Origin of the sequence: Photobacterium sp. S4TG1 (assembly GCF_036040035.1) — a bacterium.
Classification (GTDB): domain Bacteria; phylum Pseudomonadota; class Gammaproteobacteria; order Enterobacterales; family Vibrionaceae; genus Photobacterium.
The window spans coordinates 116752-143217 of sequence record NZ_JAYXUH010000002.1 but is presented as its reverse complement, the minus strand read 5'-3'; the positions used below and the strand labels follow the sequence as shown (position 1 = coordinate 143217).

Here is a 26466-nt window from a genome sequence, read left to right as displayed (position 1 = left end):
GTCTGTGGCATATTCTGATGATTTGAAATATGACAACATCCCTGATGAATTTAAGGAAATGTTTAATGAGGAGAACAAAGTTGTAAAAGTTGTTTTTCCTTCTGGTGATTTTGGAAAACAAGCGTTAATTAGTTCATATAACAAAGTACGGTTGAATAAAAACGATAAGTTAGCAATTGATAATTTCAAAAAGCTATTGAAAAATAATAATATTAAAGAAAAATATGTAAGTAAGATATTATCTGATTTGCTATCTAACGAAGGGATAATGAATACAAATGAGTGTCAAGGAATACCAAGTTCTTGTATTGTATCTACAGATAGCTATGCTTTTTTCTATAATATTGACTCTAATATATTAAGAGTGTTTCTTTCTGAAAATATACTTAAAGAAAAAAAATCAAAAGTAGTATATGCATCAAATATAAATAATAATAATGCATTGATTAATAGTTCTTCTGTTTTTATTAATCAGTATGATGATGATACATCTTTAAATATATCAGATAATTTTGTTCAAGGATTTAAATATGGATATTTACGTTCTGATTTTAATATCAATACTAATAATGATGATGTATTTGATCTCAATGAATTATCTTATAGTGTAAATAAAGATAATACTGAATTAAAAGCTGGATATTTTTCAGATAATAATTCAATGAATGCAACAGATGTAATAGAGTCATTTACAGATTCTGATACTGTTGATATTTCTTTTGGCTCATCACGAAATCTGCTTATAAAATCGAATCAAGCATATAAGAAAGTTAATATTTATGTACCTTCTGCTGGGTTATTATCCATACAAAAAAACGGTACGTATATTAAACAGTATGCAGTAAAAGCAGGCCAGCAAGAAATTACATATAACGATTTACCTTCTGGTGTTTATGAAATTAGAGTTACAGTTAAATCAGGGAGTAATACATTCTTTGATAAAACATATAATATATATAATATAAAGTCAGCAATGTTATCAAAAGGCGATTTTAGTTATCGTATTCAAGCAGGAATGTTGATAAATGGGAATAATGATGAAAGTTATAATGATGGTAGTGATAAGTATATTAACGATTATAATGATTCTCTATATTCATCAGTTAAATTAGCTTATGGCATCATTGATGGGATGACTTTGTCAGGAGCAATTACTCTCTCAGAGAAAAAAGATCTTATTCTACAATCGGCTATTGATTATACGTTTATTGATAGCTCTCAAGTTACTTATAATAATAAAATTTATAGTGAAGGTTCTAGTTTAAATTCAGTAAACTTATATTCTTCATGGATTAATATAGGTTATGAAAAATTTAATTTTGACGATGATGATGAGCTTGCTTGCTTTACTGAAAGTTGCAGCTCTCGAACCAATATTAATATAAATAAGTCCATGTTGTTAACTGGTTCTTTATCGACAGGATTGTACTATAATTATTATAAATATGAAGATGGTAGCAATACATCTATAACTAATAATTATAATTATAATTATAATTCATCTAATAGTTTTTATTTTGATATAACGTATAACAAAAATGATGGTAGAGTTAGTAGATATAACCAATTTGATGATGAATTTCAATTTAACTTCAGATATACAATAAATTTTGATAATAATAGCCAATTATCTTTTAATACGAGTGCACAAGAAGATCAATTTAATGATTTCACTTCTGAATTTGATACTGGAGATTTATTACCTGACGATAATATTTCTTTTTCAGCATTAGCTAGGACTGCATTTGTAAAAGATAGAGATCAAAATAATGATACATCTTTAGATATTATGGGTGATTATCAAAATAATAATTTTGATGCGAATTATTATGGTTCTATATCAACAACAGGAACTATTCAGCAAAATATTGCATTTAATAATACTCAGGTAATTAATTCTGATGGTATTGATTTTACAAGAGAACGATCAGAAGCTTATCTTAAGTTAGATATCAAAAAATCAGATGATATTAAAGATAATGACACATATGGTATTCTTACTATTGAGCAAGATAATCATCGTAAATATGATGTTAATATTAATAATAATAATAAAGTTGTTCCATTAAAGTCATATTCTCAATATGAAAATAAAATTGATACTGAATCATCATCTTTAGAAAATACAGGTAAGAATAGATCCAGCTTTTTTGTTCATCCTGGTAGTGTAATAACGACTAATATGAATTTAACTAAAATTGTTTCTTTTGTTAGTGGTTTTAAAGATATTATTGATAAAGATATTTTAGACGTTGAATGTGTTGGAGAGGGGTGTGTTGATGTTGAAAATATTGACGGTAACATTTTTAAAATTGCAGTTAGATCTGGGCAGCCTTTTGTTTTAAAGAATAAAGAAAAAGTATTAACTTGTTTAACACCTCAAGTTCGAGATATTAGTGTTCTAAATATAGGTATAAATTACTGCATTCCTAATAATGAAGATAATCAAGAATTAGTAATGAAAGATCCTCAAACAGGTAAAGACATGCGTTATGTTTATTTAGGAATTTTTGAAACTAAAAATAAATGGCGTTATGCGTCTTTAGATAAAGACAGTCAATATAATATTATTGAGAAAAAGTTTGGGGATGATAAAAATTTAGTTTACGTATCTTATGATCAAGAGCAAATAGCTAGTAACGATATAAAAGAAAAGTTTCATAATGTTATGCTAACTGCTGACGTTCCGAAAGATACAATTTCAAATTACGTATTATTATTGAATGAAAAGTGGAATTAGAAATGAAAAAATTGATATTATTAGTGTTATTATTTCCTTCAATATCACATGCAATTGCTATTGATACGATGCTAAAAGTTTCTGATGAACATGGTGCAGGCGTTTATACAGTTACAAATAATCAAGCTGATCCTGCATTTGTTAATGTTAAGTTGTCTAAGGTTGAAGTTAAAAGTGGCAAGGTGGTTAAAACACCTTATACAAAATCTAATTTATTAGAGTGGGATGCAACATTAACTCAAAATAAATTTATTCTTGACCCCCTAATGGCGAAAAAAGTAGGTGTGAGAGCATTATGTGCTGAAGGCTGTAATCCTGATCACGATACTATTTTTGCTGTTCAATTTACACCGACACCTTATTCTAAAAATGGGAAAATGAAAGGTGTTGCTATAAGTTATGGCTATGAAAGCATATTTGTTATTCCTGCTAAGAATAAAAAAATATCATATTCAATTGAAAAAAAGAATGAATATGCACTACTTGAAAATACAAGTAATACAACTTTAGAAGTATTTTTTAATCAATGTTCTGCTATGTTTAAAGCAGATTGCAGTACTAAAGTTATTATGCTTCCAGGGAAAATAAGAAAACTATTATTACCTAAAAATGCAAGAAAAGGCATGATTGATGTATTTATTTCATCAATTGATGATACTTTTTATAAAAAAGAGGTTGTTGCAAATGATAAGAAAGTTATTTTTAATAAAGTTATTAAATAATAAAAAACTTTTATTATTAATAGCGATGTATTCTTCAAATTGTTTTTCTTTTATTCTCGATGGTGAACTGACAGGTAGTGATCTTAAATTTAAAAATGTAGTTTCTAGTGTTTCCTCTGCTAGTTATAAAACATTAGCTAGCTGGGAGCCTGAAACTAACTTATTACCAGCAACTTCTTGGTCTCCGGGGTTTAAATACGAGAGTAAAAATATCAGCTTGGTAGGGCCTAGTGGTGTAAAAGTCAATATCAGTGATGCAATTACGATTGTTGGCCTTGAATATAAAGCAAGCAATACATTAAAGGAGGACACTTTAAAATCACCAATAACTAAATGTGATTCGTTTGGAATTAGTGGTAGTACTACTTTTGTTGTTAATTCAACGAGTTCTACTGTATGTTCTGGTTCTGTTTTAAAAAGTAATAATGCAATGCCTTATCATTTTATTCGGCCTATATTATCTATCGATAAAACGAAAATAATTGATGCTTTTGATAATTTACCTACAGCTGATAGACGAGAAGGTATATATAGTTTTAATTTTGGATTTACATATCCTTATGGTTTTGTTATGCCTTTATCTGGAGTCCAGACGTGGCAAAATAAATTTAAAAACTTAGTGATTAATATAAATTATAAACCAGGCTATTTGATGGATGTTCGATTAGAAAAGCCTGGTATACACAAGTTTGATTTTGATATTAGTAAAAAAGACAGTGCTTTTCTTGAAGGGATTGCAATGTTTAATGTTATTGCAACCGGGTCTTTTTCTACTGGGTTAGTCTTAAATATACCTACGGGTAATAATTTTAATTTAAAGCATATTAACGGAAAGTTAGGTGCTGTAGATATTCCATTAAATATTGTTTGTCCTAAATGTGATGTTCAAGAGCTAGTAAAAGATGGTAAAGAGCAAGTATCAAGGACTAAAATTAAAGTTAGCGGCTCTAAAGTTAAATTACCAATTTTAGTTAAAATAAAAAAAGAAAGGCAAGATGTGGCCCTTGGACGATATTATGGTAATTTTACATTTACTTTTGGGTTAGATATATAATTAAGTTTATTTTTATTTAAATACGACTAGTAGATATTGTTCTCTATGAATTATTTATAGTTAATACTTTCAAATGAATACCTTTTAGGTAACGGTGTGTCAATAAAAAAGCATCAATTAAGAAAGCGAGTAAATAAAAGATTCCAAGCGGCCTATGATACGTATGGGTATTTATCTTTATGTTCTATTGTTAATTCAAATTTAATGAAAAATAGAAAGCAAAGAAATATAATAAAGCCTAAAAAAATATATTTATTTGAGCAGTATGAAGAAAATAAAAAAAATATTAAATTATTACCTCAGCAAGTAAAAATTTCCGCTTACAAAAAACACTCAAAAATACAATAATAACTAACAAATTAACTAAGCCACAATAAGCAACTAATTGTTATTTGTGGCTGGCTTAGTTGGTTATTAGTGTTGATGTCGGTTTAAAATTAAGAATGGGGTAATGAGATAGCTATTGCTTGTAAATAAGTCAATAAAAGTCAGTATTTATTAATAAAACAATCAATTATGAGTGTTAAGTCACAATTGTGAGCGATTGAACAATGTTTGTGAATAAATATGTAATATTGTTCGGTAAAATCTTTTAAATAGCCACGTAAATACTATGGCTAACTAAAGGATAATACTTATGAAAAAACGCTATATTGTTTTAATCGCTGTTATCGGCATTATTATTGGCTGGATAACGCTAGGTGGTACACAGGCTGTGCTTCATGCCACCTCAAGTACTGAATTTTGTGTGTCGTGCCATACGATGCAAAAACCCCTTGCTGAATATCAAGGTTCAGTACACTTCAGTAATCAGAAAGGCATTCGTGCAGAATGTGCTGACTGCCATATCCCTAAAGATCCTATTGATTATTTAATTACCAAGGTTCGAGCTTCTAAAGACATCTACCATGAATTTGTTACTGGTAAAATTGATACTGATGCTAAGTATGAAGATCACCGCTTAGCAATGGCTGAAACGGTCTGGGGACAAATGCGTGAAAACGATTCTGCTACTTGTCGTTCTTGTCATAGTCTTGATGCGATGGAAACCTATGACCAATCAGCAAGTGCACAGAAAATGCATTTATACGGTAAAGAAAATAATCAAACCTGCATAGATTGTCATAAAGGTGTAGCCCACTTTGCACCACAAGCTACGTTGGATACCTCCGCTTTTGATCACCTTTTTGACATGGCTAAAAATACTAAACCTGATGCAGTCAAAGTTTATCCAATTGAAACCATTAAAATGGCTGATCTTGCGACGATTAATCCAACGGTTGAATTAACTACAGTCGCGAATAAAGATAACCAGCGTACGGTTATGGTTTCTGGTTACCAAATGAAAGGTGCAGAATCTGTTATCTACATGGGTGAAGGTCAACGTTCAATTATCGCGACTTTAACGGATGCGGGTATTAAAGCTTTAAAATTGGGTGAGGCTAAAACTGACGCTTATGGTAATCAATGGCGTAGTGCTGAACTAACGGGCACCATTGATGCGCCTGTTCTTGCTTCTAATCAGCCGCTATGGGATTACGCAGAAGAATTGGATAACGTTTACTGTGCAACTTGCCACGCTAAAATTCCAGCTAATCACTTCACTGTTAACTCTTGGGGCCCTGTTGCAAAAAGCATGGGTGCACGTACAGATATCTCTGAACTAAACCTTGAGATCTTAACTAAATTCTTCCAAAACCACGCGAAAGACGTGGCTACTCATCAATAAGGGAGTGATGAAAATGACAACTATTACTCGTCGTGGTTTTTTAAAAGGCGCAAGTGCATCTGCAGGTGCATTAGCAATCACTTCTATTGCTCCGTTATCAGTGAACGCATCAACACTGGGTCGTACTGATTCTTTAATTTTAACCGCCGGCCGTATGGGGCCATTGCTGTGTGAAGTTAAAGATGGTCAGCTTGTCTCAACTAAAAGTGGTTTAGCACAAACTGTTCCAAATAGCTTGCAACAAACAGGTCCATCACAGGTTTATACTAAAGCACGTGTTAAATACCCAATGGTGCGTAAAGGCTATTTAGCAAACCCAAGTGATCCTCAAGGTGTACGTGGTAGCGATGAATTTGTACAGGTATCTTGGGATGAGGCTTATAAGCTGATCCATGAGCAACATATGCGTATTCGTAATGCTTATGGTCCTGAGTCTATCTTTGCAGGTTCTTATGGTTGGCGTTCTAGTGGTGTCTTGCATAAAGCACAAACATTACTTCAACGTTATATGAGTATGTCGGGTGGTTATGCGGGTCACTTAGGTGATTATTCTACAGGTGCTGCTCAAGTCATTATGCCGCACGTTGTTGGTTCGATTGAAGTCTATGAGCAACAAACTACTTATCCTGTAATTTTAGAAAACAGTAAAGTGGTTGTGTTATGGGGCTTAAACCCAATTAATACCTTGAAGATTGCATGGTCTTCAAGTGATGGACAAGGTCTGGAGTTTTTCCATCAACTTAAGAAATCAGGCAAAACTGTTATTATCATTGACCCAATGCGTTCAGAAACCGCTGAATTTTTTGGTGATAAAGCACAATGGATTGCACCTAATCCGCAATCGGATGTGGCAATGATGATGGGTATTGCTTATCAATTGATCAAAACACAACAACACGATACTGAATTCCTAACTAAATACACAGTAGGCTTTGAGCAATTTGAAGCCTACCTCATGGGTAAAGAAGACGGCATTGAGAAAACACCACAATGGGCTGAAGCTATCTGTGGCGTGCCTGCAAAACAAATGGAGCTTCTGGCTAAAATCTTCAAAGAAAACCGCACCATGCTTATGGCTGGTTGGGGTATGCAACGCCAGCAACACGGTGAACAACGCCATTGGATGCTAACGGTGCTTGCTTCTATGCTTGGTCAAGTTGGCTTACCAGGCGGTGGTTTTGGTTATTCATACCATTACTCTAATGGTGGTAATCCAACGCGTGACGCTGGTGTATTACCTGCAATGTCGCCATCTTTAGGAACAAGTTCTGCAGGTGGTAATGACTGGGCTGTTCAAGGTTCGGTTACAGCTTTCCCTGTCGCGCGTATTGTTGAGTGTTTGGAAAAGCCGGGTACAGAGTACCAACATAATGGTCATACTCTAACGTTCCCTGAATTAAAGATGATTTGGTGGGCGGGCGGTGCAAACTTTACTCATCACCAAGATACCAACCGTTTAATTAAAGCATGGCAAAAACCTGAATTGATCGTTATTTCAGAACCATATTGGACGGCTGCGGCCAAACATGCGGATATTGTACTGCCGATCACGACCTCATTTGAACGTAATGATCTTACGATGACGGGGGATTATTCTAACCAACACCTTGTGCCAATGAAGCAAGTGGTTGAGCCACAAAACGAAGCGCGCAGTGATTTAGATGTGTTTGCTGATATGGCAGAACATTTAAAACCCGGTGGTCGAAATGTGTATATGGAAAATAAAACGGAGATGGAATGGCTGCGTGATTTCTATAAAACAGCGCAAAAAGGCGGCCGTAATGCACGCGTTCCGATGATGAACTTTTCTAAGTTTTGGGAAGCAAATAAGCTTATTGAAATGAAATGGAACGCAAAGAACGCTGAGTTTGTTCGTTTTGCTGATTTCCGTAAAGATCCCATCATGAATCCATTAGGCACGCCAAGTGGTAAAATTGAGATCTTCTCTAAAACGATTGAAAGCTTTAAGTTAGATGATTGTCCTCCACACCCGGTATGGATGGAGCCAACTGAGTGGATGTTTAATTACAATGATGGTGAATTGCAGTTAATGACATCACACTCAGCACACCGTTTACACAGCCAATTTAACTATGCTGATCTTCGTAAACAATATGCGGTACAGAATCGTGAACCGATTACAATCCATCCTGAAGATGCCAAAGCTCGTGGTATTAAAGACGGTGATTTGGTTCGCGCTTATAACCAGCGTGGTCAAGTTTTAGTTGGTGCTTTTGTTTCTGATGGCATCAAAAAAGGCAGCGTATGTATTCATGAAGGAGCATGGCCTGATTTAGATCCTAAGACGGGTATGTGTAAAAATGGCGGGCCAAACGTATTAACGATGGATATTCCAACATCCCGTTTAGGTAATGGTAACTGTGGTAATTCTGGTGTAGTGAAAATTGAGAAATTCACAGGTGTAGCTCCAACATTAACGGCGTTTACACCACCTAAAAACGGTTAGTTAATAGTGTAACGTGACTTAAAAAGCCGAGTATTCATACTCGGCTTTTTTTATAAATAGTTAATAAAAAAGATATTTCTAATTGCGCTGTACTAATTCTAATTCAGCTAATTCTTTTTTTAATCTGTTTAATTGTGCTTTTTTCTTTTTGATTAAATTAGGCTGTTGATTGATTGCTTCTATTTTTTCTAATTTCTGCTGTCGTTCACGAGCGGTTAACTTATCGTAAATGATACTGTTTTTTAATCTATTCAATCGTTGTTGCTGATATTCACTATCATATTGTTCATTTTGTAATGCTTGCTCGGCTTGAGTGAGTTTATTTTTTAAGGCAAATAATTGTTGTCCTTGATGATAACCCCGTAAAAATAGAGTAGAGGTTGATTGTGGACAAACACCAAGATAGCTATTGCCATTTGAACCAACAAAAAAGCCATGACTTTCAGTACAGTATATTATTAATCCTTGCTGATAACTTGCTTGATATTGGTTAAAGTTAGCATGAACCTTATATTCAGAGCACGCAGAGTTACGTTCATTAAATTGATTAGCTGATGCGCCTTGTGAGCCATCGACATAGCCTAAAGCTGCCCAATTCGCCGCCTGGCATTGTTGTTCATTCATTACGGAGCATGCACTTACCGTTGAACATAATATAAGTGTAATAGCGAGTGATTTTATCGTCATGAATGATTATCTTATAATGAATAAAATGGAGTATTTTAAAGATATAATAATTAAAAGCGATACCTATATTTAACAGTTATAAATATCGCTAATGATTAAAACAAATTCAAACCAAAAGCCGTTTTAATATCTGTTAAAACTTGTTGAGTTTGCTGATTAGCATGTTCAGTTCCTGATTTTAAAACTTCAATGAGATAGTCTTGATTGTTTAAGAAATCAGTACGACGCTGGCGTATAGGCGAAATTAAATCTTGCAGGCATTGTTCTAAAATTTTCTTCGTTGTGCCATCACCTAGCCCACCTTGGCGATATTGTTGCTTTAGTGTTTCGATATAAACACTATCTGGGTGAAAAGCATCAAGGTAAGTAAATACAATATTCCCCTCAACACAGCCAGGATCGTCTACACGAAGATGATTTGGATCGGTATACATTGATTTTACTGCTTGTGAAATTGTCTTACTATCTGCACCTAATGTGATGGTATTACCCATTGATTTCGACATTTTATTTTTACCATCTGTACTCGGTAAGCGAGCGACTTTACTTAATAGTGGTTGGCATTCAACTAAAATATTTTTACCTGCAATAGTATTTATTTTTCTTACAATTTCATTTGTTTGTTCGAGCATTGGTAATTGATCATCACCGACAGGAATTAAGCTTGCACGAAATGCTGTAATATCAGCGGCTTGAGAAATAGGATAAGTTAAAAAACCAGCAGGAATAGAACGACCAAACGCTTTTGATTGAATTTCACTCTTCACTGTAGGATTACGCTCTAAACGTGCAATAGAAACGATATTAGAATAGTACATGGTTAATTCTGCCAGTGCGGGAATGGCCGATTGAAGACAAATAGTGGTGAGTTTTGGATCAATACCAACAGCTAAATAGTCGGCGACAACATTAAGAATATTTGTGGCGACTTTACGTGGATTATGACCATTATCGGTAAGACCTTGCATATCAGCAACGAGAATGTTTTGTTGGTATTGATGCTGTAATTGAACTCGTTGTTGTAATGAACCCACATAATGACCAAGGTGAAGCTGGCCTGTAGCGCGGTCACCTGTAAGAATAATAGGTTGATGTTGATTTGGTGCAATTGAAGCTTGAGTGTTCATATTTTTCTCCGAAAAAGTGCTGCCGGAGAGGTGAGGAGATACGGATAAGATTAGGCGTATTCATTTGCGACCTTCCGGCGGCAAAATGAAATAGAAAGATAACTCTATATCAGCGCCGCTCTATGAAGAACGCCACCAAAAGAAAAGGGGTGAGATAATGCTTGTTATCTTATTCATGCAATAAACCTATCAAAATAAAACAAATGAAACAAGTTGTTTTATGTAATTTATGAATGATATTTTATTGATTGTAAATTTAACTAATTTAGCCATTGAACGTAATATATGAGTGTCTACTTATATAAAGATACTTATATTTAAATATACGGATTATATTGCAGGATTAAAAGTAATATATTGCTTATGCATTTATCTATTTATCTAGTTTCCAATTTATATGTTGGCATTCCTTTGCTCGTGATTTTAATTTCACATCAAAAACCAGCCTCGGCGCTCTTTACGATAGATAATACCTTGGGCTTCTAAGTGTAATAATGCTTGTTTTACTGTTAGCCGGCTGGCATTAAAAATATCACTTAGCTCTCGCTCTGAGGGTAACCGTTTTGATTGCGTTGCAAATAGCCCACGGTCAATTTGTTGAAGTATGGTGTCACAAATTATTAATAGCTGTGATGGTTGTTGTCTACTCATTGTTACCTTTGATTGTCAAAGCTGTATTCATACCGAATAGCATAACAATGGTATGTCATTATTGTGTCATTACTGTTGAGGTTATTGGTTGTAATTAACTAAAAATGATTGTTTCAGCACTATCTTTTATTGGAAAGATATGTTTCATTTACCGTTAGTATGCGTTTTGTTTTTCATATATACATTTCATATGCTGAGCGAGCCGCAACAGCTATTGGTGCTAAGTTTAGAGTAAATAAAAGTACGACCATTGGACTAACATCTTCGTATGATTCTCAGCATAATTTTGGTACATCTGTTGGTGCTAATTGGTCATTTAGCTAAATTTCTCTAATCTTATGAATTAATAGAGAAAAAATCTTTATTTTTGTACGCATAAAAACAGTTAATCATAATTAATGTTTTTGTGTGCGGTAACATCTAAGGCCGTGGTTATTACTCATAATAAGGGTTATTAAGTAAGTCTCGGCTTGTTCATTATGATTATAAAAATAGATCGTATTTTTTATTAACAAAAAGTAGGGATATTTTTACACATATTGACTGCTTTTTTAGCAATTAAATTGATAAATAAAAGATGGTTTAATTTAATTTTCATTAAAAAATAACTAATATTGCTTAAATATTAGTTAATGGACACATAATAAATAGTATTTTATATTTTATTTTTGATCTTTACATATAAAATAAATCTAAAAATTAGCATGCTATTGCTATTTTTATTGTTTTTGTTTTTTCTTTAATTTGTTGATTAGATTAAATAATATTGATGTTTTTTAATTTAATTTACCCTCAATAACTAAATGAATCGGCTTGTGTTGCATAGTAACGGTTAATTACGGCTAGAAAATAAATTTCAACTTTAGTTGTGATATATGTTTATATACTGCCAACTTTAATACTGATATTCGTCTGAATTAAGACAATAAGCATTGTTGATTTTAACATGAATCAAAAAATAGAGATTCAACCGCAAAACACGATCCAGAGTTATATTGATGAAATATCAATAAGTAATCCAGTTACTAATAAATATTCAATGTCAATGACACGTGTGCAATGGCGTATTTGGCTATTAGCAACATTTGGTAAGTTTTTTGAGGGTATGATCGTTTTTATGATGGGGTTAACTCTACCATTATTAACCCTACAATTTCATTTAACAGAGCTACAGAAAGGTATAATTAGTTCCTCGATTCTGTTTGGTATTTTAATTGGAGCCAGTGCTCTGGGGGGGCTATCTGATCTTTATGGACGTAAAAAAATGTTCATTATTGAGATGGCTTTACTCTCTATCTGCTTAATAGGTATGGCTACTAGTCAAACTTATTTGAGTATTTTAGTGTTTAATTTTGGTATTGGCTTGGCTTTAGGGTGTGATTATCCGACGGCGCACTTAATGATATCTGAAAGTATTCCGTCTAAAAACCGCGGTAAGTTGGTTTTGGGGGCGTTTGCATTTCAATCTATTGGTGTTTTGCTGGGTATTTTAACCGGTATCTTTGTATTGACGTATGTAAATGACATCAATGCATGGCGGATAATGTATATTATTGCTTTGATTCCATCATTAGCGATTACGATTGCACGTTTTTTTATTCCAGAAAGTGCGCATTGGCTTTTGTCTAAAAATCGTAAAGCTGACGCTGAAGTGTCATTGAAACGATTACTGCATCGTCCTCAACAGTCGTCTATGCCAATTGAAGAAACGCCGTGTGATGAAGTTGAATTAACCTCTTGGTTACATGGTTATAAACGGCTATTTAAAGAAAAATACCGTGCAAAAACAATTTTAGCGTCTGTACCTTGGTTTATTCAAGATCTTGGCACTTATGGTATTGGTATTTTTACACCAGTGATACTTGCGTCTGTGCTTGATCCACATAAAGCGATAGGAGGCGATGCGTTACATAACACGATTGCTAATACAATTTATTTAGCAAAAGGTACCGCTGTTATTGACTGCTTGTTAATTGTTGGCGTTATTTGTGCGATTATTTTTTCTGAATCTGTTGGCCGTATGAAGCTTCAGATTTACGGTTTTATAGGTTGCGCAGTTGGTTTGTTATGTGCGGCAATTTCAGTGAAGTTGCACGGTGATTATCAAATGTACATGTTGTTTTTAGGTTTTATGCTATTCAACTTTATGAATAATCTAGGGCCTAACGCACAAACATATTTGATCTCTGGTGAAGTTTTTCCAGTGAAAATTAGAGCTAAAGGGGCAGGTTTTGCAGCGTCAATTGCTAAATTTGGTGCTATATTAACGGCTTTCTTATTTCCGATTTTACTGCATGGCATTGGTGTTTTTACGCTCTTATTGTGTTTAGTGGTAACGTCATTACTGGGCGCATGGGTAACACATAAGTACCGTTTTGAAACGTCTGGCAGAAATATTGAGAGTATCTAAACACTGACATCACAGTATATTTGAAGCATCAGTCTATGGCTGGTGCTTTTTTTATATTTAGCCATTGCTGAGTGTTGCTACAGGCTGTATGAATAATCATCAATCTTTATATTTTATTTATATTCTGCGCTTGAAAATATACCCTAACTTTATATTCCCCTTGTTAATCTGCTCACCTCATTAAATGAAACAAGGCTTTATGTATTGCTGTTATAAAAAGCAAACATATATGTAACATGTTATGCAAAATCAAAAACAGTCATTATTAGTACTTACGTGCTTATCTGTTGGGATTGTATATGGTGATATTGGTACTAGTCCATTATATGCCTTTAAAGCGATGTTTAGTGGTACACATGCTCTAGCTATCGATTCTGCCAATGTATTTGGTGTGCTATCACTTGTCTTTTGGACGTTTGTTATTACTGTCTCTATCAAATATTTGGCTGTTGTTACGCGAGCGTCTAAGCGTGGTGAAGGGGGAGTATTGACGCTAACGGCATTAGCACATAGTGCAGCTTCTCAGCACAGTAAAAAAATCATTATCTTTTTAGGTATGCTTGCCGCTGGTTTTTTCTTTGGTGAAGCCATTATTACACCAGCGATGTCGGTGCTCTCTGCGGTAGAGGGAATTACCGTTATTAATCATGATCTACAACCAATGATTATTCCGATTGCCATTACTATTATCTGTGCACTATTTGCGATTCAAAAATATGGATCGGGCAGTATTGGACGTCTGTTTGCGCCTGTCATGCTGTTATGGTTTAGCTGTATAGGCATACTTGGAATTATCAGCATTGTTGCTCATCCTCAAATTCTATTAGCATTAAATCCATGGTACGCATTAATGTTTGTAATTAATCATGGTATCGAGACACTTTTTACTTTAGGTGTGGTCGTGCTGGCAGTTACTGGGGTTGAGGCTCTTTATGCTGATATGGGGCATTTTGGGATTAAGTCTATCCGTCTTGCTTGGTTTTTTATTGTCATGCCCTGTTTAGTATTGAACTATTTTGGCCAAGGGGCATTAGTGCTGTCTGATGCAAGTACTGCGGTGAACCCTTTCTTTTTACTTGCGCCAACAATATTACGTATACCATTAATTATATTGGCAACGTTTGCAACAGTGATCGCCTCTCAGGCTGTGATTTCAGGTATTTATTCTCTAACTCGTCAGGCGGTAAATTTAGGTTATTTGCCTCCAATGCGAATTCATCATACCTCACATCAAGCACAGGGGCAGATTTACGTACCATTAGCTAATTTATTATTGTTTGTTCTTGTTATTACGGTAGTGTTAACTTTTGGTAGTTCAGAGCGCTTAGCCGCAGCTTATGGTATTGCTGTAACTGCAACCATGTTGATCTCATCGATATTTACGTTAGTTGTTGCGCGTCATTTATGGCAATGGTCACGCTTGATGACATTACAATATGGATTATTGATGTTGACCTATGATGCCTTATTATTTACAGCAACAGCATTAAAATTTATGGATGGCGGCTGGTTACCGTTAACGATTGGTTCAATGGTCTTTATATTAATGGTGATTTGGTATTTAGAACGCCAGCGATTGGGATCACTTTTAAAACAGCCATTATCTGCAGAAGCAATGGTGACTGAGCTTGAACAAAAGCCATGGACTCGAGCTTCAGGAACGGCAGTTTATTTTTCTCGAAATGAAGGTCAGGTTCCTTCTTCGTTAATTAATAATTTGAAATATAATGAAATATTACACCAACGTAATGTATTACTAACGTTTAAATACCCAGATCAACCGCGAGTACATCCATTAAAACGAATGGAGGTGACGCAATTATCAGCAACTTTCTGGCAGATGATTGTATATGTTGGTTATCAAGAATCGCCGGATATTGAACAAATTTATACTGTTTCTCGTAGCAATGGTTTTACGCTACATTCGAGTGATACGTTATTTTTTATGTCATCAGAGAGGATTAAAATCAAGCCTATATCATGGTGGCATGATACAAAAGCACGTTTATTTATCTTGCTAAGTCGTAATGCTCTGCGTACATCTGAGCGACTACATGTCCCACCTGATAGATTGATTGAAATTGGTGTTCACGTAGAAATTTAATTCTGTAATATATTCTGATGCTTATCTTTATGGTAATTAATAAAGATAAGCATTTTATTGTAAGTTATATAATATTGAAACGAAATTTTGAAATAATGAGAATTTGATGAATAACGCGTTGTCATGGTTTGATGTAATTAAAACCGGTATTTTGTTATTACTGTATATATTAGTGACGTATTTTGGGGTGGCATTCCGTGATGTTATCATTGAAACTGATACTGCAATGTTGTTGTTATTATTAAATATTATTAGTGGTTTTCTACTTCGTAAGCGTGTGGCATATGTCATCACCGCAGCAAGTATTGTCGCTTTTCATTTTTTTGTTTTACCCGAACACAATTCATTTAAATTTCAAAACTACCAACATATTATTACTTTTTCGGTAATGGCATTCAGCGGTGTGTTTGCTGTGCGGTTAACACAATCTCAGCAACAAAAAATACGAGAAAATAGAATTCTTCGAGCGGAGCTGAACAGTAATTATAATTTAGCTTCTGTACTTGCGGCCTTAAATGAGAGTCATGCCATTGCTAAAGCGTCGATTATCCATCTAGAACAACATTTACATATGCGCTCCCAAATATGGTTATTCTCTCCACAACTGCATTGCTTAACTACACATGAAAATCTCAGTGATACACTCTATCAACCTTTAGTTAAACGATTTATGAGACGCCAGCAGCAATGCGTTGAGTATATTTCGCCTAACTTAAGTTTACATCCATTAGATGGCCAATCAGGTATGTTTGGTGTGTTAGTGATTGAGACATCATCAGAGCAGGTATTTAACCCTATTTTGAGCACTCTTATCAGTTTGTCGTTAGCACGCTCAGAAGCAAATGCAGCGTTAACTGCTGCAAAAGAAGCCACACAATTAGAGCAAATGAGAAATACATTGTTAGCGGCAGTGTCGCATGATTTAAAAACACCATTAGGGGCAATTATTGGTTCTGCAACAACATTAAGTGATACAACACTACGTCTACCTCAACAAACACAGCAAGAGCTTTTACAATCGATTGCTGAAGAAGGCTATAGTTTAAATCGAAGTTTAACTAAGTTGCTTGATATTAGCCGATATAGCATTAAGACACTGATCCCTAAATGTGATTGGGTGGAGCCAGAAGAAGTGATTGGCAGTGCAATTAAACGCGTAGAGCAGTTAATTAAATCACATCCTATTAAATTACGTGGCGATACTATTTTGGTGTCACTTGATTACACCTTAATTGAGCAGATTATTGCTAACCTCATTGAAAATGCAGCGAAATATAGTCCCACTGAAAGTGTAATTGATATTCAAACGAATTATCGACGAGGGCATTTTATTATTGAAATTGCTGATCGTGGCTGTGGCGTCGCACCTGAAGATCGGTTACGTATTTTTGAACGCTTCTATCGTTCAGAACAAGTAAAAGTAAAAGGCACAGGTTTAGGTTTGGCTATTTGTCAGTTAATTGTCACCGCACATAATGGCGAGATTAGCGTACTATCACGAGCGGGTGGTGGTAGTATATTTGTGGTTAAAATTCCTTGTGACAAATATGAATTAACGGATATTTATGAGTAATGAAAATAAGATTTTAATCATTGAAGATGAAGCCCCTATTCGCCGATTTCTTGATATTTTAACCACAGGGCATGGTTATCAGGTTAAAACGGTTGAGACAGCGCAGGAAGGTTTGAAACTCATCACGACTTGGAACCCACATTTAATCTTATTAGATCTTGGGCTACCTGATGCTGATGGTCTCGATTTTACAAAAGAGCTACGTTCATGGACTGACATACCAATCATTGTTATCTCCGCTCGTGATAAAGAAGCGGATAAAGTGCAGGCTTTAGATGCGGGGGCGAATGATTATTTAACCAAACCATTTGGTAGTGAAGAGTTATTAGCAAGAATTCGAGTTGCATTACGGATGAGCGCTAACACTAGCAGTGAAGAGGTGATCCAGTATCAGTTTGGTGATGTTGTATTAAATGTTGCAATGCAAACAGTAACACGTCTTGATGAAACGATTAAGTTAACGCCTAAGGAGTATAAGATATTGACTTTGCTCGCTAAAAATATGGGTAAGGTGCTAACTCATAAACAAATATTAAAAGAAGTTTGGGGTGGTAATTATACTGAACATGCGCATTATGTTCGAATTCATATAGCGCAATTACGTCATAAAATTGAATGTTCACCAGCCCAACCACAATATATTATTACTGAAAATGGGGTTGGTTATCGTCTTATTAGTGATGATTAGGCGGTTTAATAAATACTGACAGTGTTTTATTTATAAAAATTTTATACTCACTTCAAGAATCCTTACATAAACATTAGATTAAAATTTATACCATCAAATTAGCTTAACTAATTGAGGATAATAATGTGTTTATTGAAGTGAAAATTGCTCTTGCCGTGATTCTTTTTATATGGATGTTAACCCGTAGCCTTTGCAACAAAGCAACGTGGTTGCAATTAATTATTGTTGGATTACAGATATTTTCAGTGCTGCTTTTACTTGAATTATCTATTACTCATTATTTTCCTGAGTTTCTAGAAGCTAAATGGTTAATTGGCGTCTTTTTTACTGCAGTTTTTGTAATTGCTGCCGCTAAAGAACGTTATTTAGCTAAGTACGACCAACATGAGATTAACTAAAAATGGGTGAAATTAGCATTGGTAAGTTACTGATTGTAGCTGTGATTTTTGTTTTGTTATTTGGTACGAAGAAGCTGCGTACATTAGGCAGTGATTTAGGTTGTGCTTTACGCGGTTTTCAAAATGCAGTTAAAGATGAGCCACAAGACAAAGATGAAACCAGCGTCGATAGTAAGATCGGCTCAAAATCAGTTAATGATCAATAAAAATCAAATTATTGCTATTGAAAGAGAGTGACATTATTTGAATGTTACTCTCTTTACTATATTCGCTTGACCTTCCCCTCGATGTAACCTTTATGATGCAACTCAAGCATCGTTAATCGTGAATAGAGGTCAATATGAGTTGTTGTAATAAAGCCCCAAAAGGCGGCGCTAATTTAGGGCTATTATTAAAGTTTATTGCGGCAATTTTTGTGTTGTTGTTAATTGTATCTTATTGGCAATAAGGTCAAGCTAATGAGACCTACCCTTGTTATCGAACCTCATCATCGTTGCTGTTATGTCACAGGCCCTGCAGTGAGTATTGAAGCGATGCTAGTAGCATTAAAGGCTAACCAATACATTCGATCCGTAAAGGTTAACTCATCGCATAAATTGCGATTGATTTATGACTTTAGATATATTGAGTTTCAGCAAATATTAGCCATTATCAGTGCCATAGGTGTTACTTACAAAGATGGTTTTTTTCAGCATTTAAAATATCAACTTTATAGTGATGCTGATTTACAGGCACGTGATAACTTAAAGATTACGCCATTTTGTTGTGATAAAGTCGCAATTAGACGTGAAAATTTATAATTTAGCTAGAAATACGCTATTGGAATTTTATATTATTCTGAATAGTATTTTATGGCACTCTCTCTCCGTACGATAAATAAATTCAATATAGCACATTAATTAAGTTGGCATTTTTAATCATCAATGTGATTAAAAATGCGACCGTTCACATTTTTATTGAAGGGTTGGATATACACTTAATTTTATATTATGGCTTTATCATTACGAATAACAGTCGTTATGGTTATCTGTGATCATAAAGTGTGTGGACTATTGTTGTTATACACGGAGATAGAATATGACTGTCGGTAAGTACCTCAGATGGAAAGATTCGCAAGGGAAAGTGTTTCGTCCTGTGTCATTAACGGGCACCGAGTTACTCAATGATCGCACTTTAAATAAAAGTACGGCTTTTACTCAAGAAGAGCGTGATGCTTTTCAATTAACGGGATTATTACCCCCGCGAGTACAAACGTTTGATGATCAACTTAACCGTGTCTATGACGGCTTTAGTAATGCGTCCACTGATATTGAAAAATACCTCTTTTTACGCTCACTTCAAGATCGTAATGAAACCCTCTTTTATGCGTTACTTTCACGTCATGTAGAAGAAATGACGCCCATCATTTATACCCCAACGGTAGGTAAAGCTTGCCAAGAATTCAGCCATCGCTATCAAAAAGCACGTGGGCTATATATTACCGAAGAAAACGTGGGTGCAATGGGTGAGATGTCACGTCATTTTATGGGCAAAGATATCAAAATTATTGTCGTAACTGATAGCCAAGGTATTTTAGGTATTGGTGATCAAGGCGTTGGCGGTATGGGGATCCCGATCGGTAAGTTATCACTTTATACTTTAGGAGCGGGGATCCATCCCGCACATTGTTTACCGATAGTATTAGATGTAGGTACTGATAACCAAGAGCTGCTTGATGATCCTATGTACCTGGGTATTTCGCGTAAACGTCTTCGTGGTGATGCCTATAAACGCTTTATTAAAACATTTGTAAAACAAGTTAAACGCCATTTTCCAAAAGCAGTCTTGCAATGGGAAGATTTTAGTAAAGCTAATGCGTTTGATAATCTGAGTGATTATGAAGACAGCTTGCCATCGTTTAATGATGATATTCAAGGTACGGGCTCTGTTGTCTTAGCGGGTATTTTAGGAGCATGCAAGATAAAACAAGAGCGCTTAGTGGATCAAACCTATGTGATCTATGGCGCCGGTGCTGGTGGCGTAGGTGTTGCTGATCAGATTTATGCCGGGCTACTAAAAGAAGGTTGTACTCATCATTCTGCACGCGCCAAGATTTTTATTCTTGATTCTCAAGGTGTGGTATTTGATGATCGTGATGGGCTTGAAGAGTATAAACGTCGCTATGCTAAATCACGTTCTATTTCTGCTGGGTGGCATGCCGCTGAACTGGGTAAGATCAGTTTAACTGAGCTTATCAATAATCATCCCGTTACCGTATTATTAGGTGCAAGTGGTATCGGTGGTGCGTTTGTGGCTGAAAATATTCAAAAGATGATGGAATATACGCCACGACCAATTATATTTCCATTATCTAATCCCACCGCAAATTGTGAAGCGATTCCTGAAGCAATTTATCATTGGAGTGATGGACAAGCGATCGTTGCAACGGGCAGCCCGTTCTCTGATGTTGAATATAATGGCCACCAATACCGTATTGGACAAGGCAATAATGTGTTTATTTTCCCTGGCGTTGGATTAGCGTCGATTGTGTCGCAAACGGAAAAAATCACTCAAGATATGTTTACCACGGCATCTTATGCGCTTGCTGAGTGTGTGAGTGATGAAGATATTGCTAGAGGTTGTATTTACCCTCGTATTAGTGCGTTGAAAGCAGTGTCTGTTCATGTCGCTCATTCAATTTTAACGCAAATGCAAGCAACGGATGCTTGTTGTCATTTACGAGATAAAGATTTGAAGCAAGCATTATCCGAGCATATGTGGGAACCAGTATACTTACCTTATCGACGTGTATAAGCACATTATTTTATAAAATAGTTAGATAAAGAAAGCCATATTCATGATTGAGTATGGCTTTTTTATTTTATAAATCAACACATTAGTTTTTTATATTATCAGGGGGTTATCCGTTGTTATATCTCATGACTTTATTATGTTATCGAAACGTTTCGATAGTGAAACTGTGAGCCAAATAGACATTTTGGGTCTTTTATTCGCGTTGAAAGCGATCATTCTCACACCTTATCTATTTCGCACTGGTGAAATTATTGAGGCCGTTTATTATTCAAATCGAAACGTTTCGATGTGTTTTTCTGTCACTTAAAAATATCAATTCTAAGACAGAAAATTTGAACGGTATAACGTGTAACGAGAAGGTCTACCAAATGAAAAAAACGACACTAATTAATGCAGAGCTTTCATACCTTGTGGCAACACTAGGACACACAGATGAAATTACTATTTGTGATGCCGGCTTACCGATACCTCAACATGTAAAACGCATCGATCTTGCGTTAACTCATGGCGTACCAAGTTTTCTTGATACAGTGAAAGTAATGTTATCTGAATCACAAATTGAAGGGGTTATTATGGCCGCTGAGTTTGCTGAAGTCAGTCCTGAACATCATCAAGCATTGTTAGCTATTTTAGATCAAGAAAGTACAACAACAGCTAAACCGATTCATATTTCATATTTATCTCATGAAGAATTTAAACAACGTACAGCGCAAAGCCGTGCAGTAGTGAGAACAGGAGAATATACACCGTATGCCAATGTTATTTTCCAAACCGGTGTCGTTTTTTAAATTATTGAGGCAGTGATCCTCGTTTATTTGTTTAACGTAACTAGAAGATATTTGATATGAAAAAGATAGCGGTTATTGGTTCGACTAATGTTGATTTAATTACTTATGGTGATCGTGTTGCTAAATGTGGCGAAACACTTGAAGCTGCTGCTTTTGCCATTGGTAATGGTGGTAAAGGTGCAAACCAAGCAGTTGCAGCGGCTAAATTGGGCGCACAAGTATTAATGGTATCAAAAGTGGGTGATGACCAATTTGCAGCAATGAGTTTAGCAAATTATAGCAGCCAACACATAGATACAAAATTTGTGACTAGAGTGAGTGGTGTTAGCACCGGCGTTGCCCCTATTTTTGTTAATACAACCACATCACAAAATTCTATTTTAATTGTAAAAGGGGCAAACAATTACCTGACTCCGGCAGATATCGATAGCGCAGAGGCGGAATTAAAAACTGTCGATATGATTGTATTGCAACTAGAAGTACCTTTAGAAACGGTTTATTACGCAATTGATTTCGGTCAAAAACACAATATCACTGTTTTACTTAATCCTGCGCCAGCCATTCCTGAATTATCTCTGGAATATGTTTGTAAATGTGATTTTTTTGTACCTAATGAAACTGAACTTGAAATATTAACGGGTAAACCGGTTTCAACGATTGAAGAGATCAATCAAGCCGCGAATATGTTATTTGAACATGGTTTAAAGAATTTGATTGTGACGATGGGATCGCGAGGTTCACTGTGGATATCTAAGACGGGTGAGTATCTTGCTAAACCAATTAACGTGAATGCGGTTGATACATCAGGTGCAGGAGACGCGTTTATCGGTTGTTTTTCACATTTCTTTACTCAAACAGGAGATGTGATATCAGCATTGGAAAAGGCATCTATTTTTGCGGGGCTTTCCGTTACCGAAAAAGGGACGCAGTCCTCTTATCCTTCGATTGAAAGATTTAACGCTTATCAAGCAAACGAAATCTAAAACCAAGAAAAATCATGCTCTTTGATTAGAGTGATTATTTATGGAAGATAAATTATGTTTATTAAGAATAATACAATTCAACATGCTGATGGTTATTTAAATAGAACACCGATATTCCAATTTTTATTATTATCATCAGTATTTGCTCTTTGGTCAGCGGCTGCTGCTTTAAATGACGTATTAATTACTCAATTTAAATCAATTTTTGATCTGTCTAATTTTGCTTCAGCATTAGTACAGTCAGCGTTTTATGGTGCTTATTTTTTAGTGGCTATTCCAGCCTCGATGGTTGTGAAAAAAACCTCTTATAAATTAGCGATTTTATTAGGTTTAGCATTGTATATTTTTGGCTGTTTGATGTTCTTCCCTGCATCTCATGCCGGTACATATACCATGTTCTTAGCCGCCATTTTTTGTATTGCGATTGGGCTATCGTTCCTTGAAACATCATGCAATACCTACTCTGCAATGATTGGTGAGCCTGAGCGTGCAACATTACGTTTAAACGTTTCTCATACGATCAATGCGATGGGCTACATTATTGGTTTATTACTGGGTAAACATTTAATTTTCCAAGAAGGTGTTGATGTTGGTCATATGATGGCAACGTTAACAGGTCCTGAACTTGAAGCGTTTAAATACCAAGTATTACAACAAACATTAGAACCGTACAAATGGTTAGTCGGTGTGATAGCAACTATCGCTATCTTAATTGCGATTACTGAATACCCTAACTGTAAAGCAGCGACAGACAGTAAAGATAATCAGCCATCGTTTGGTGAGACACTGTCTTATTTAATGGGCAATAAACGTTTCTTTAAAGGTATTGCGACTCAGTTTGCTTATGTTGGTATGCAGGTAGCTGTATGGTCATTCACCATTCGTTTGGCGTTAGAGTTAGATCATAATATGGTTGAGCATGATGCGGCTAACTACTTATTGTATGCCTTCATTATGTACTTCTTAGGTAAGTTATTAGCAAACTACTTATTCACTAAAACGGCACAAGAAAATGTATTAATGGGCTACTCAGCAATCGGCTTTCTTTGCTTGATGTATGTCACCTTTATTCCTAATTTCAGTGCTGTTTGGGTTGCAGTGGGTACGTCAGCCTTGTTTGCACCTTGCTGGGCTACAATTTTTGCTTCTACTTTACAATCTGTTGATACACGTTACACAGAAACAGCGGGTGGTTTTGTGGTGATGTCTATTATCGGTGGTGCCGCTATTCCTGTGATTCAAGGTCTACTTGCCGATAATATTGGTCTACAGTCTTCTTTCATTGTAAGTGCATTGTGTTTTGCTGTGGTATTTGTTTACTTCATGAATGAGAAGAAATACAAACAACAATTCAATTTTGTGGCTGCTAAAGCGTAATGTTCTGTTATGACCACTCAATCTTGGGTGGTCAGTTTTTGGAGGAATTAAATATGTTTACCTTACCGTTATATAAAGAAAATTTCACGAAACAGAGAACCTTGATCGCTCAGTCTGAACATTTTGAGATCCATAGCTTTTTATATAATTCAGGTGTGCATGCTGTTGAAATTAAAAATGCAAAAGGGCATTTAGTCGTATTACCGTTTATGGGACAGATGATTTGGGATGCCCAGTTTTTGAATACTGATTTGGGCATGAAAAATATGTTCTCTGAACCAAAGTTTGCCAAAACAGTCGTTGAAACTTATGGGTGTTTTGCTTTTCATGCTGGCATGATTCGTATGGGGTGCCCATCGGCACAAGATGATCATGTATTACATGGCGAAATGCCTTGCGCAACAATGGATACTGCGTGGTTAGAAATTGATAATGATAGTGTTGTTATCAAAGGCTCTTATGAATATGTAATGGGATTTGGCGATCACTATTTAGCGACGCCTTCAGTACAGTTGAATAAAGATGCCAGCCTTTTTGATATTAACATGATGGTGAAAAACCTTGCCTCTGTGAATATGCCGTTGCAGTATATGTGTCATATCAACGCCACATATGTTGAAAATGCAGTGATGACGCAGAATATTCCAGACAGTGCTTTAATGTTACGTGAAAGTGTACCTGCACACGTACAACCGACACCGCAGTGGTTGGCATATAACGAAGGTTTGAAAACATCAGCACCGATTTCAATATTAGATCAACCAGAAATGCATGATCCTGAAGTTGTGTATTGTATGGATGATATTGCTCGTTATGTTGATAAAGCTGTATTTAAGATGCAGATCGATGCTGATAAATACTTGCAAACTGAGTTTGATACCCATGACTTTAATTGCGCGACTAGATGGTTATTGTGTAGTGGTGATCAACAAGTTGCGGCATTTGCATTACCTGCAACGTGTCGACCTGAAGGGTTCTTAGCCGCTAAAGAGAAGGGTACTCTGATTTATCTTCAACCGAATGAAGAGCGTTGTTTTAGCGTTCGTACGGGTATTTGCCAATCGTTCTAAATCGTTATCAATGAGAGTTTACTCTCTCCTAAATGTTATTTAATGATGATAGGAGAGAGTAAAATGGATGCTTTTGATTTTTTATTTTAACGGTTTATTTAACTAAAAATTAAAATCATCCATTTTTGTTATGTTCTACTAGAAAGGCTCATAAAGAGTCGAGGAAAATCCTATGAATAAGTTAGTGGTATTAGGTAGTGTTAACGCTGACCATGTTCTGCAAGTCCCTTCTTTCCCACGCCCAGGCGAGACACTTCATGGCCGTAATTATCAAGTTATTCCTGGGGGAAAAGGCGCTAACCAAGCGGTAGCTGCTGCGCGTTTACATGCGGATATCGGCTTTATTGCTTGTGTAGGAGATGATTCATTTGGGATCAATATTCGTGAAAACTTCCGTATGGATGGCATTGATATAACGGCCGTAAAAATGGAGCCTAATTGCCCCACTGGTATTGCAATGATTCAAGTATCGGATTGTGGTGAGAATAGTATTTGTCTTTCTGCGGAAGCGAATGCAAAGTTAACAGCTAGTGCGATTGAAGCTGATTTAGATCGTATTCGTGATGCTGATTATTTATTAATGCAATTAGAAACGCCATTATGTGGCATCGAAAAAGCGGCGCAAGTAGCCAAAGACGCAAATACTATGGTGATCTTAAATCCGGCACCAGCGCGCGTATTGTCTGATGAATTATTAGCATGTGTCGATATGATCACGCCCAATGAAACCGAAGCTGAAGTGCTTACTGGGGTAACGGTTACTGATGCTGAAAGTGCGCAACAAGCGGCGAATATTCTGCATGCAAAGGGAATTAAAACGGTAATGATCACTCTTGGCGCTAAAGGTGTATGGCTAAGTCAGGATGGGTGTGGAGATATTATTGCAGGCTTTAACGTTGAAGTAACTGATACTACGGCGGCGGGTGATACGTTTAACGGTGCATTCGTGACTGGTTTGTTAGATGGTTTAGCTTTAGAATCAGCAATCAAATTTGCTCATGCGGCGGCGGCTATTTCCGTGACTCGTTTTGGTGCTCAAACATCAATTCCAACCCGTAAAGAGGTTGAAGATTTTCTCGCCCAGCAATAAGTAAACGTAATTACT

23 protein-coding genes are annotated in these 26466 nt (G+C 35.6%); 20 read left to right on the top strand and 3 right to left on the bottom strand.

The window, feature by feature from the left end:
• Positions 1-4: 4 nt before the first annotated feature.
• The 6 genes from VXS03_RS04275 to VXS03_RS04250 all read left to right on the top strand — a co-directional run bounded on the left by VXS03_RS04275 (position 5) and on the right by VXS03_RS04250 (position 8712).
• Entirely contained in the window at positions 5-2740 is a 2736-nt protein-coding gene (locus VXS03_RS04275) for a CS1-pili formation C-terminal domain-containing protein (RefSeq protein ID WP_327762178.1), read from the top strand.
• Positions 2741-2742: 2 nt separating this feature from the next.
• The gene (locus VXS03_RS04270; RefSeq protein WP_327762177.1) at positions 2743-3462 is read left to right on the top strand and encodes a hypothetical protein; all 720 of its coding nucleotides are present in this window, start codon (positions 2743-2745) and stop codon (positions 3460-3462) included.
• The gene (locus VXS03_RS04265) at positions 3425-4516 is read left to right on the top strand and encodes a hypothetical protein (protein ID WP_327762176.1); all 1092 of its coding nucleotides are present in this window, start codon (positions 3425-3427) and stop codon (positions 4514-4516) included. The genes VXS03_RS04270 and VXS03_RS04265 overlap by 38 nt, the downstream gene beginning before the upstream one ends.
• A 96-nt stretch (positions 4517-4612) precedes the next feature.
• The gene (locus VXS03_RS04260; RefSeq protein ID WP_327762174.1) at positions 4613-4864 is read left to right on the top strand and encodes a hypothetical protein; all 252 of its coding nucleotides are present in this window, start codon (positions 4613-4615) and stop codon (positions 4862-4864) included.
• A 289-nt stretch (positions 4865-5153) separates the two neighbouring features.
• Positions 5154-6245 (top strand): NapC/NirT family cytochrome c, encoded by a 1092-nt coding sequence (locus VXS03_RS04255; protein WP_327762172.1) that lies wholly within the window; start codon positions 5154-5156, stop codon positions 6243-6245.
• A 13-nt stretch (positions 6246-6258) separates the two neighbouring features.
• A complete protein-coding gene (locus VXS03_RS04250) occupies positions 6259-8712 on the top strand; it encodes a molybdopterin guanine dinucleotide-containing S/N-oxide reductase (protein ID WP_327762171.1) in 2454 nt (817 codons plus the stop codon).
• 78 nt (positions 8713-8790) lie between these two features.
• Here VXS03_RS04250 and VXS03_RS04245 read toward each other — a convergent pair whose 3' ends face one another.
• The 3 genes from VXS03_RS04245 to VXS03_RS04235 form a co-directional block, all read right to left on the bottom strand.
• On the bottom strand, positions 8791-9399 hold the full coding sequence (locus VXS03_RS04245) for a DUF2799 domain-containing protein (protein WP_327762169.1): 609 nt from the start codon (positions 9397-9399) through the stop codon (positions 8791-8793).
• A gap of 95 nt (positions 9400-9494) precedes the next feature.
• On the bottom strand, positions 9495-10526 hold the full coding sequence (gene trpS, locus VXS03_RS04240) for a tryptophan--tRNA ligase (protein WP_327762167.1): 1032 nt from the start codon (positions 10524-10526) through the stop codon (positions 9495-9497).
• Between the two features lie 429 nt (positions 10527-10955).
• The gene (locus VXS03_RS04235) at positions 10956-11177 is read right to left on the bottom strand and encodes a GntR family transcriptional regulator (RefSeq protein ID WP_327762166.1); all 222 of its coding nucleotides are present in this window, start codon (positions 11175-11177) and stop codon (positions 10956-10958) included.
• A gap of 159 nt (positions 11178-11336) precedes the next feature.
• On the opposite strand from VXS03_RS04235, the gene VXS03_RS20265 reads away from it, so the two are divergent.
• The 14 genes from VXS03_RS20265 (at position 11337) to rbsK (VXS03_RS04170) (ending at position 26451) form a co-directional block, all read left to right on the top strand.
• A complete protein-coding gene (locus VXS03_RS20265; protein ID WP_442957416.1) occupies positions 11337-11501 on the top strand; it encodes a YadA-like family protein in 165 nt (54 codons plus the stop codon).
• Positions 11502-12123: 622 nt separating this feature from the next.
• Positions 12124-13587: an MFS transporter gene (locus VXS03_RS04230; protein ID WP_327762165.1), complete on the top strand. Its 1464-nt coding sequence runs from the start codon at positions 12124-12126 to the stop codon at positions 13585-13587.
• A 241-nt stretch (positions 13588-13828) separates the two neighbouring features.
• Positions 13829-15691: a potassium transporter Kup gene (locus VXS03_RS04225; RefSeq protein ID WP_327762164.1), complete on the top strand. Its 1863-nt coding sequence runs from the start codon at positions 13829-13831 to the stop codon at positions 15689-15691.
• Positions 15692-15797: 106 nt separating this feature from the next.
• Complete coding sequence (locus tag VXS03_RS04220) at positions 15798-17264, top strand: ATP-binding protein (protein ID WP_327762162.1); 1467 nt, start codon at positions 15798-15800, stop codon at positions 17262-17264.
• On the top strand, positions 17257-17952 hold the full coding sequence (locus VXS03_RS04215) for a response regulator (RefSeq protein WP_327762161.1): 696 nt from the start codon (positions 17257-17259) through the stop codon (positions 17950-17952). Before VXS03_RS04220 ends, VXS03_RS04215 begins: the two co-directional genes overlap by 8 nt.
• Before the next feature lie 125 nt (positions 17953-18077).
• On the top strand, positions 18078-18350 hold the full coding sequence (locus VXS03_RS04210; RefSeq protein WP_327762160.1) for a hypothetical protein: 273 nt from the start codon (positions 18078-18080) through the stop codon (positions 18348-18350).
• Positions 18351-18352: 2 nt separating this feature from the next.
• A complete protein-coding gene (gene tatA, locus VXS03_RS04205; RefSeq protein ID WP_394166397.1) occupies positions 18353-18556 on the top strand; it encodes a twin-arginine translocase TatA/TatE family subunit in 204 nt (67 codons plus the stop codon).
• A gap of 252 nt (positions 18557-18808) precedes the next feature.
• Positions 18809-19150 (top strand): hypothetical protein, encoded by a 342-nt coding sequence (locus VXS03_RS04200; protein WP_327762159.1) that lies wholly within the window; start codon positions 18809-18811, stop codon positions 19148-19150.
• Positions 19151-19427: 277 nt separating this feature from the next.
• Positions 19428-21143 (top strand): NAD-dependent malic enzyme, encoded by a 1716-nt coding sequence (locus tag VXS03_RS04195; RefSeq protein ID WP_327762158.1) that lies wholly within the window; start codon positions 19428-19430, stop codon positions 21141-21143.
• Between the two features lie 368 nt (positions 21144-21511).
• Entirely contained in the window at positions 21512-21931 is a 420-nt protein-coding gene (gene rbsD / locus VXS03_RS04190) for a D-ribose pyranase (RefSeq protein WP_327762157.1), read from the top strand.
• Positions 21932-21987: 56 nt separating this feature from the next.
• Entirely contained in the window at positions 21988-22914 is a 927-nt protein-coding gene (gene rbsK / locus VXS03_RS04185; RefSeq protein WP_327762156.1) for a ribokinase, read from the top strand.
• Positions 22915-22968: 54 nt separating this feature from the next.
• On the top strand, positions 22969-24291 hold the full coding sequence (fucP, locus tag VXS03_RS04180; RefSeq protein WP_327762155.1) for an L-fucose:H+ symporter permease: 1323 nt from the start codon (positions 22969-22971) through the stop codon (positions 24289-24291).
• 53 nt (positions 24292-24344) lie between these two features.
• Positions 24345-25361 carry an aldose 1-epimerase family protein gene (locus VXS03_RS04175; protein WP_327762154.1) on the top strand — a complete coding sequence of 339 codons (1017 nt, stop codon included), beginning with the start codon at positions 24345-24347 and terminating at the stop codon, positions 25359-25361.
• 172 nt (positions 25362-25533) lie between these two features.
• Positions 25534-26451, top strand: coding sequence for a ribokinase (gene rbsK / locus VXS03_RS04170; protein WP_327762153.1), 918 nt, complete (start codon positions 25534-25536; stop codon positions 26449-26451).
• The last annotated feature ends 15 nt before the right edge of the window (positions 26452-26466 follow it).

Coding starts and splice junctions, on each gene's coding strand:
- VXS03_RS04250 (WP_327762171.1), top strand. CDS start 6,259: ATGACAACTATTACTCGTCGTGGTTTTTTAAAAGGCGCAAGTGCATCT.
- VXS03_RS04265 (WP_327762176.1), top strand. CDS start 3,425: ATGATAAGAAAGTTATTTTTAATAAAGTTATTAAATAATAAAAAACTT.
- rbsD (WP_327762157.1), top strand. CDS start 21,512: ATGAAAAAAACGACACTAATTAATGCAGAGCTTTCATACCTTGTGGCA.
- VXS03_RS04195 (WP_327762158.1), top strand. CDS start 19,428: ATGACTGTCGGTAAGTACCTCAGATGGAAAGATTCGCAAGGGAAAGTG.
- VXS03_RS04255 (WP_327762172.1), top strand. CDS start 5,154: ATGAAAAAACGCTATATTGTTTTAATCGCTGTTATCGGCATTATTATT.
- fucP (WP_327762155.1), top strand. CDS start 22,969: ATGTTTATTAAGAATAATACAATTCAACATGCTGATGGTTATTTAAAT.
- tatA (WP_394166397.1), top strand. CDS start 18,353: ATGGGTGAAATTAGCATTGGTAAGTTACTGATTGTAGCTGTGATTTTT.
- VXS03_RS04245 (WP_327762169.1), bottom strand. CDS start 9,399: ATGACGATAAAATCACTCGCTATTACACTTATATTATGTTCAACGGTA.
- VXS03_RS04235 (WP_327762166.1), bottom strand. CDS start 11,177: ATGAGTAGACAACAACCATCACAGCTATTAATAATTTGTGACACCATA.
- VXS03_RS04220 (WP_327762162.1), top strand. CDS start 15,798: ATGAATAACGCGTTGTCATGGTTTGATGTAATTAAAACCGGTATTTTG.
- VXS03_RS20265 (WP_442957416.1), top strand. CDS start 11,337: ATGCGTTTTGTTTTTCATATATACATTTCATATGCTGAGCGAGCCGCA.
- VXS03_RS04215 (WP_327762161.1), top strand. CDS start 17,257: ATGAGTAATGAAAATAAGATTTTAATCATTGAAGATGAAGCCCCTATT.
- rbsK (WP_327762153.1), top strand. CDS start 25,534: ATGAATAAGTTAGTGGTATTAGGTAGTGTTAACGCTGACCATGTTCTG.
- trpS (WP_327762167.1), bottom strand. CDS start 10,526: ATGAACACTCAAGCTTCAATTGCACCAAATCAACATCAACCTATTATT.
- VXS03_RS04175 (WP_327762154.1), top strand. CDS start 24,345: ATGTTTACCTTACCGTTATATAAAGAAAATTTCACGAAACAGAGAACC.
- rbsK (WP_327762156.1), top strand. CDS start 21,988: ATGAAAAAGATAGCGGTTATTGGTTCGACTAATGTTGATTTAATTACT.
- VXS03_RS04225 (WP_327762164.1), top strand. CDS start 13,829: ATGCAAAATCAAAAACAGTCATTATTAGTACTTACGTGCTTATCTGTT.
- VXS03_RS04270 (WP_327762177.1), top strand. CDS start 2,743: ATGAAAAAATTGATATTATTAGTGTTATTATTTCCTTCAATATCACAT.
- VXS03_RS04230 (WP_327762165.1), top strand. CDS start 12,124: ATGAATCAAAAAATAGAGATTCAACCGCAAAACACGATCCAGAGTTAT.
- VXS03_RS04200 (WP_327762159.1), top strand. CDS start 18,809: ATGAGACCTACCCTTGTTATCGAACCTCATCATCGTTGCTGTTATGTC.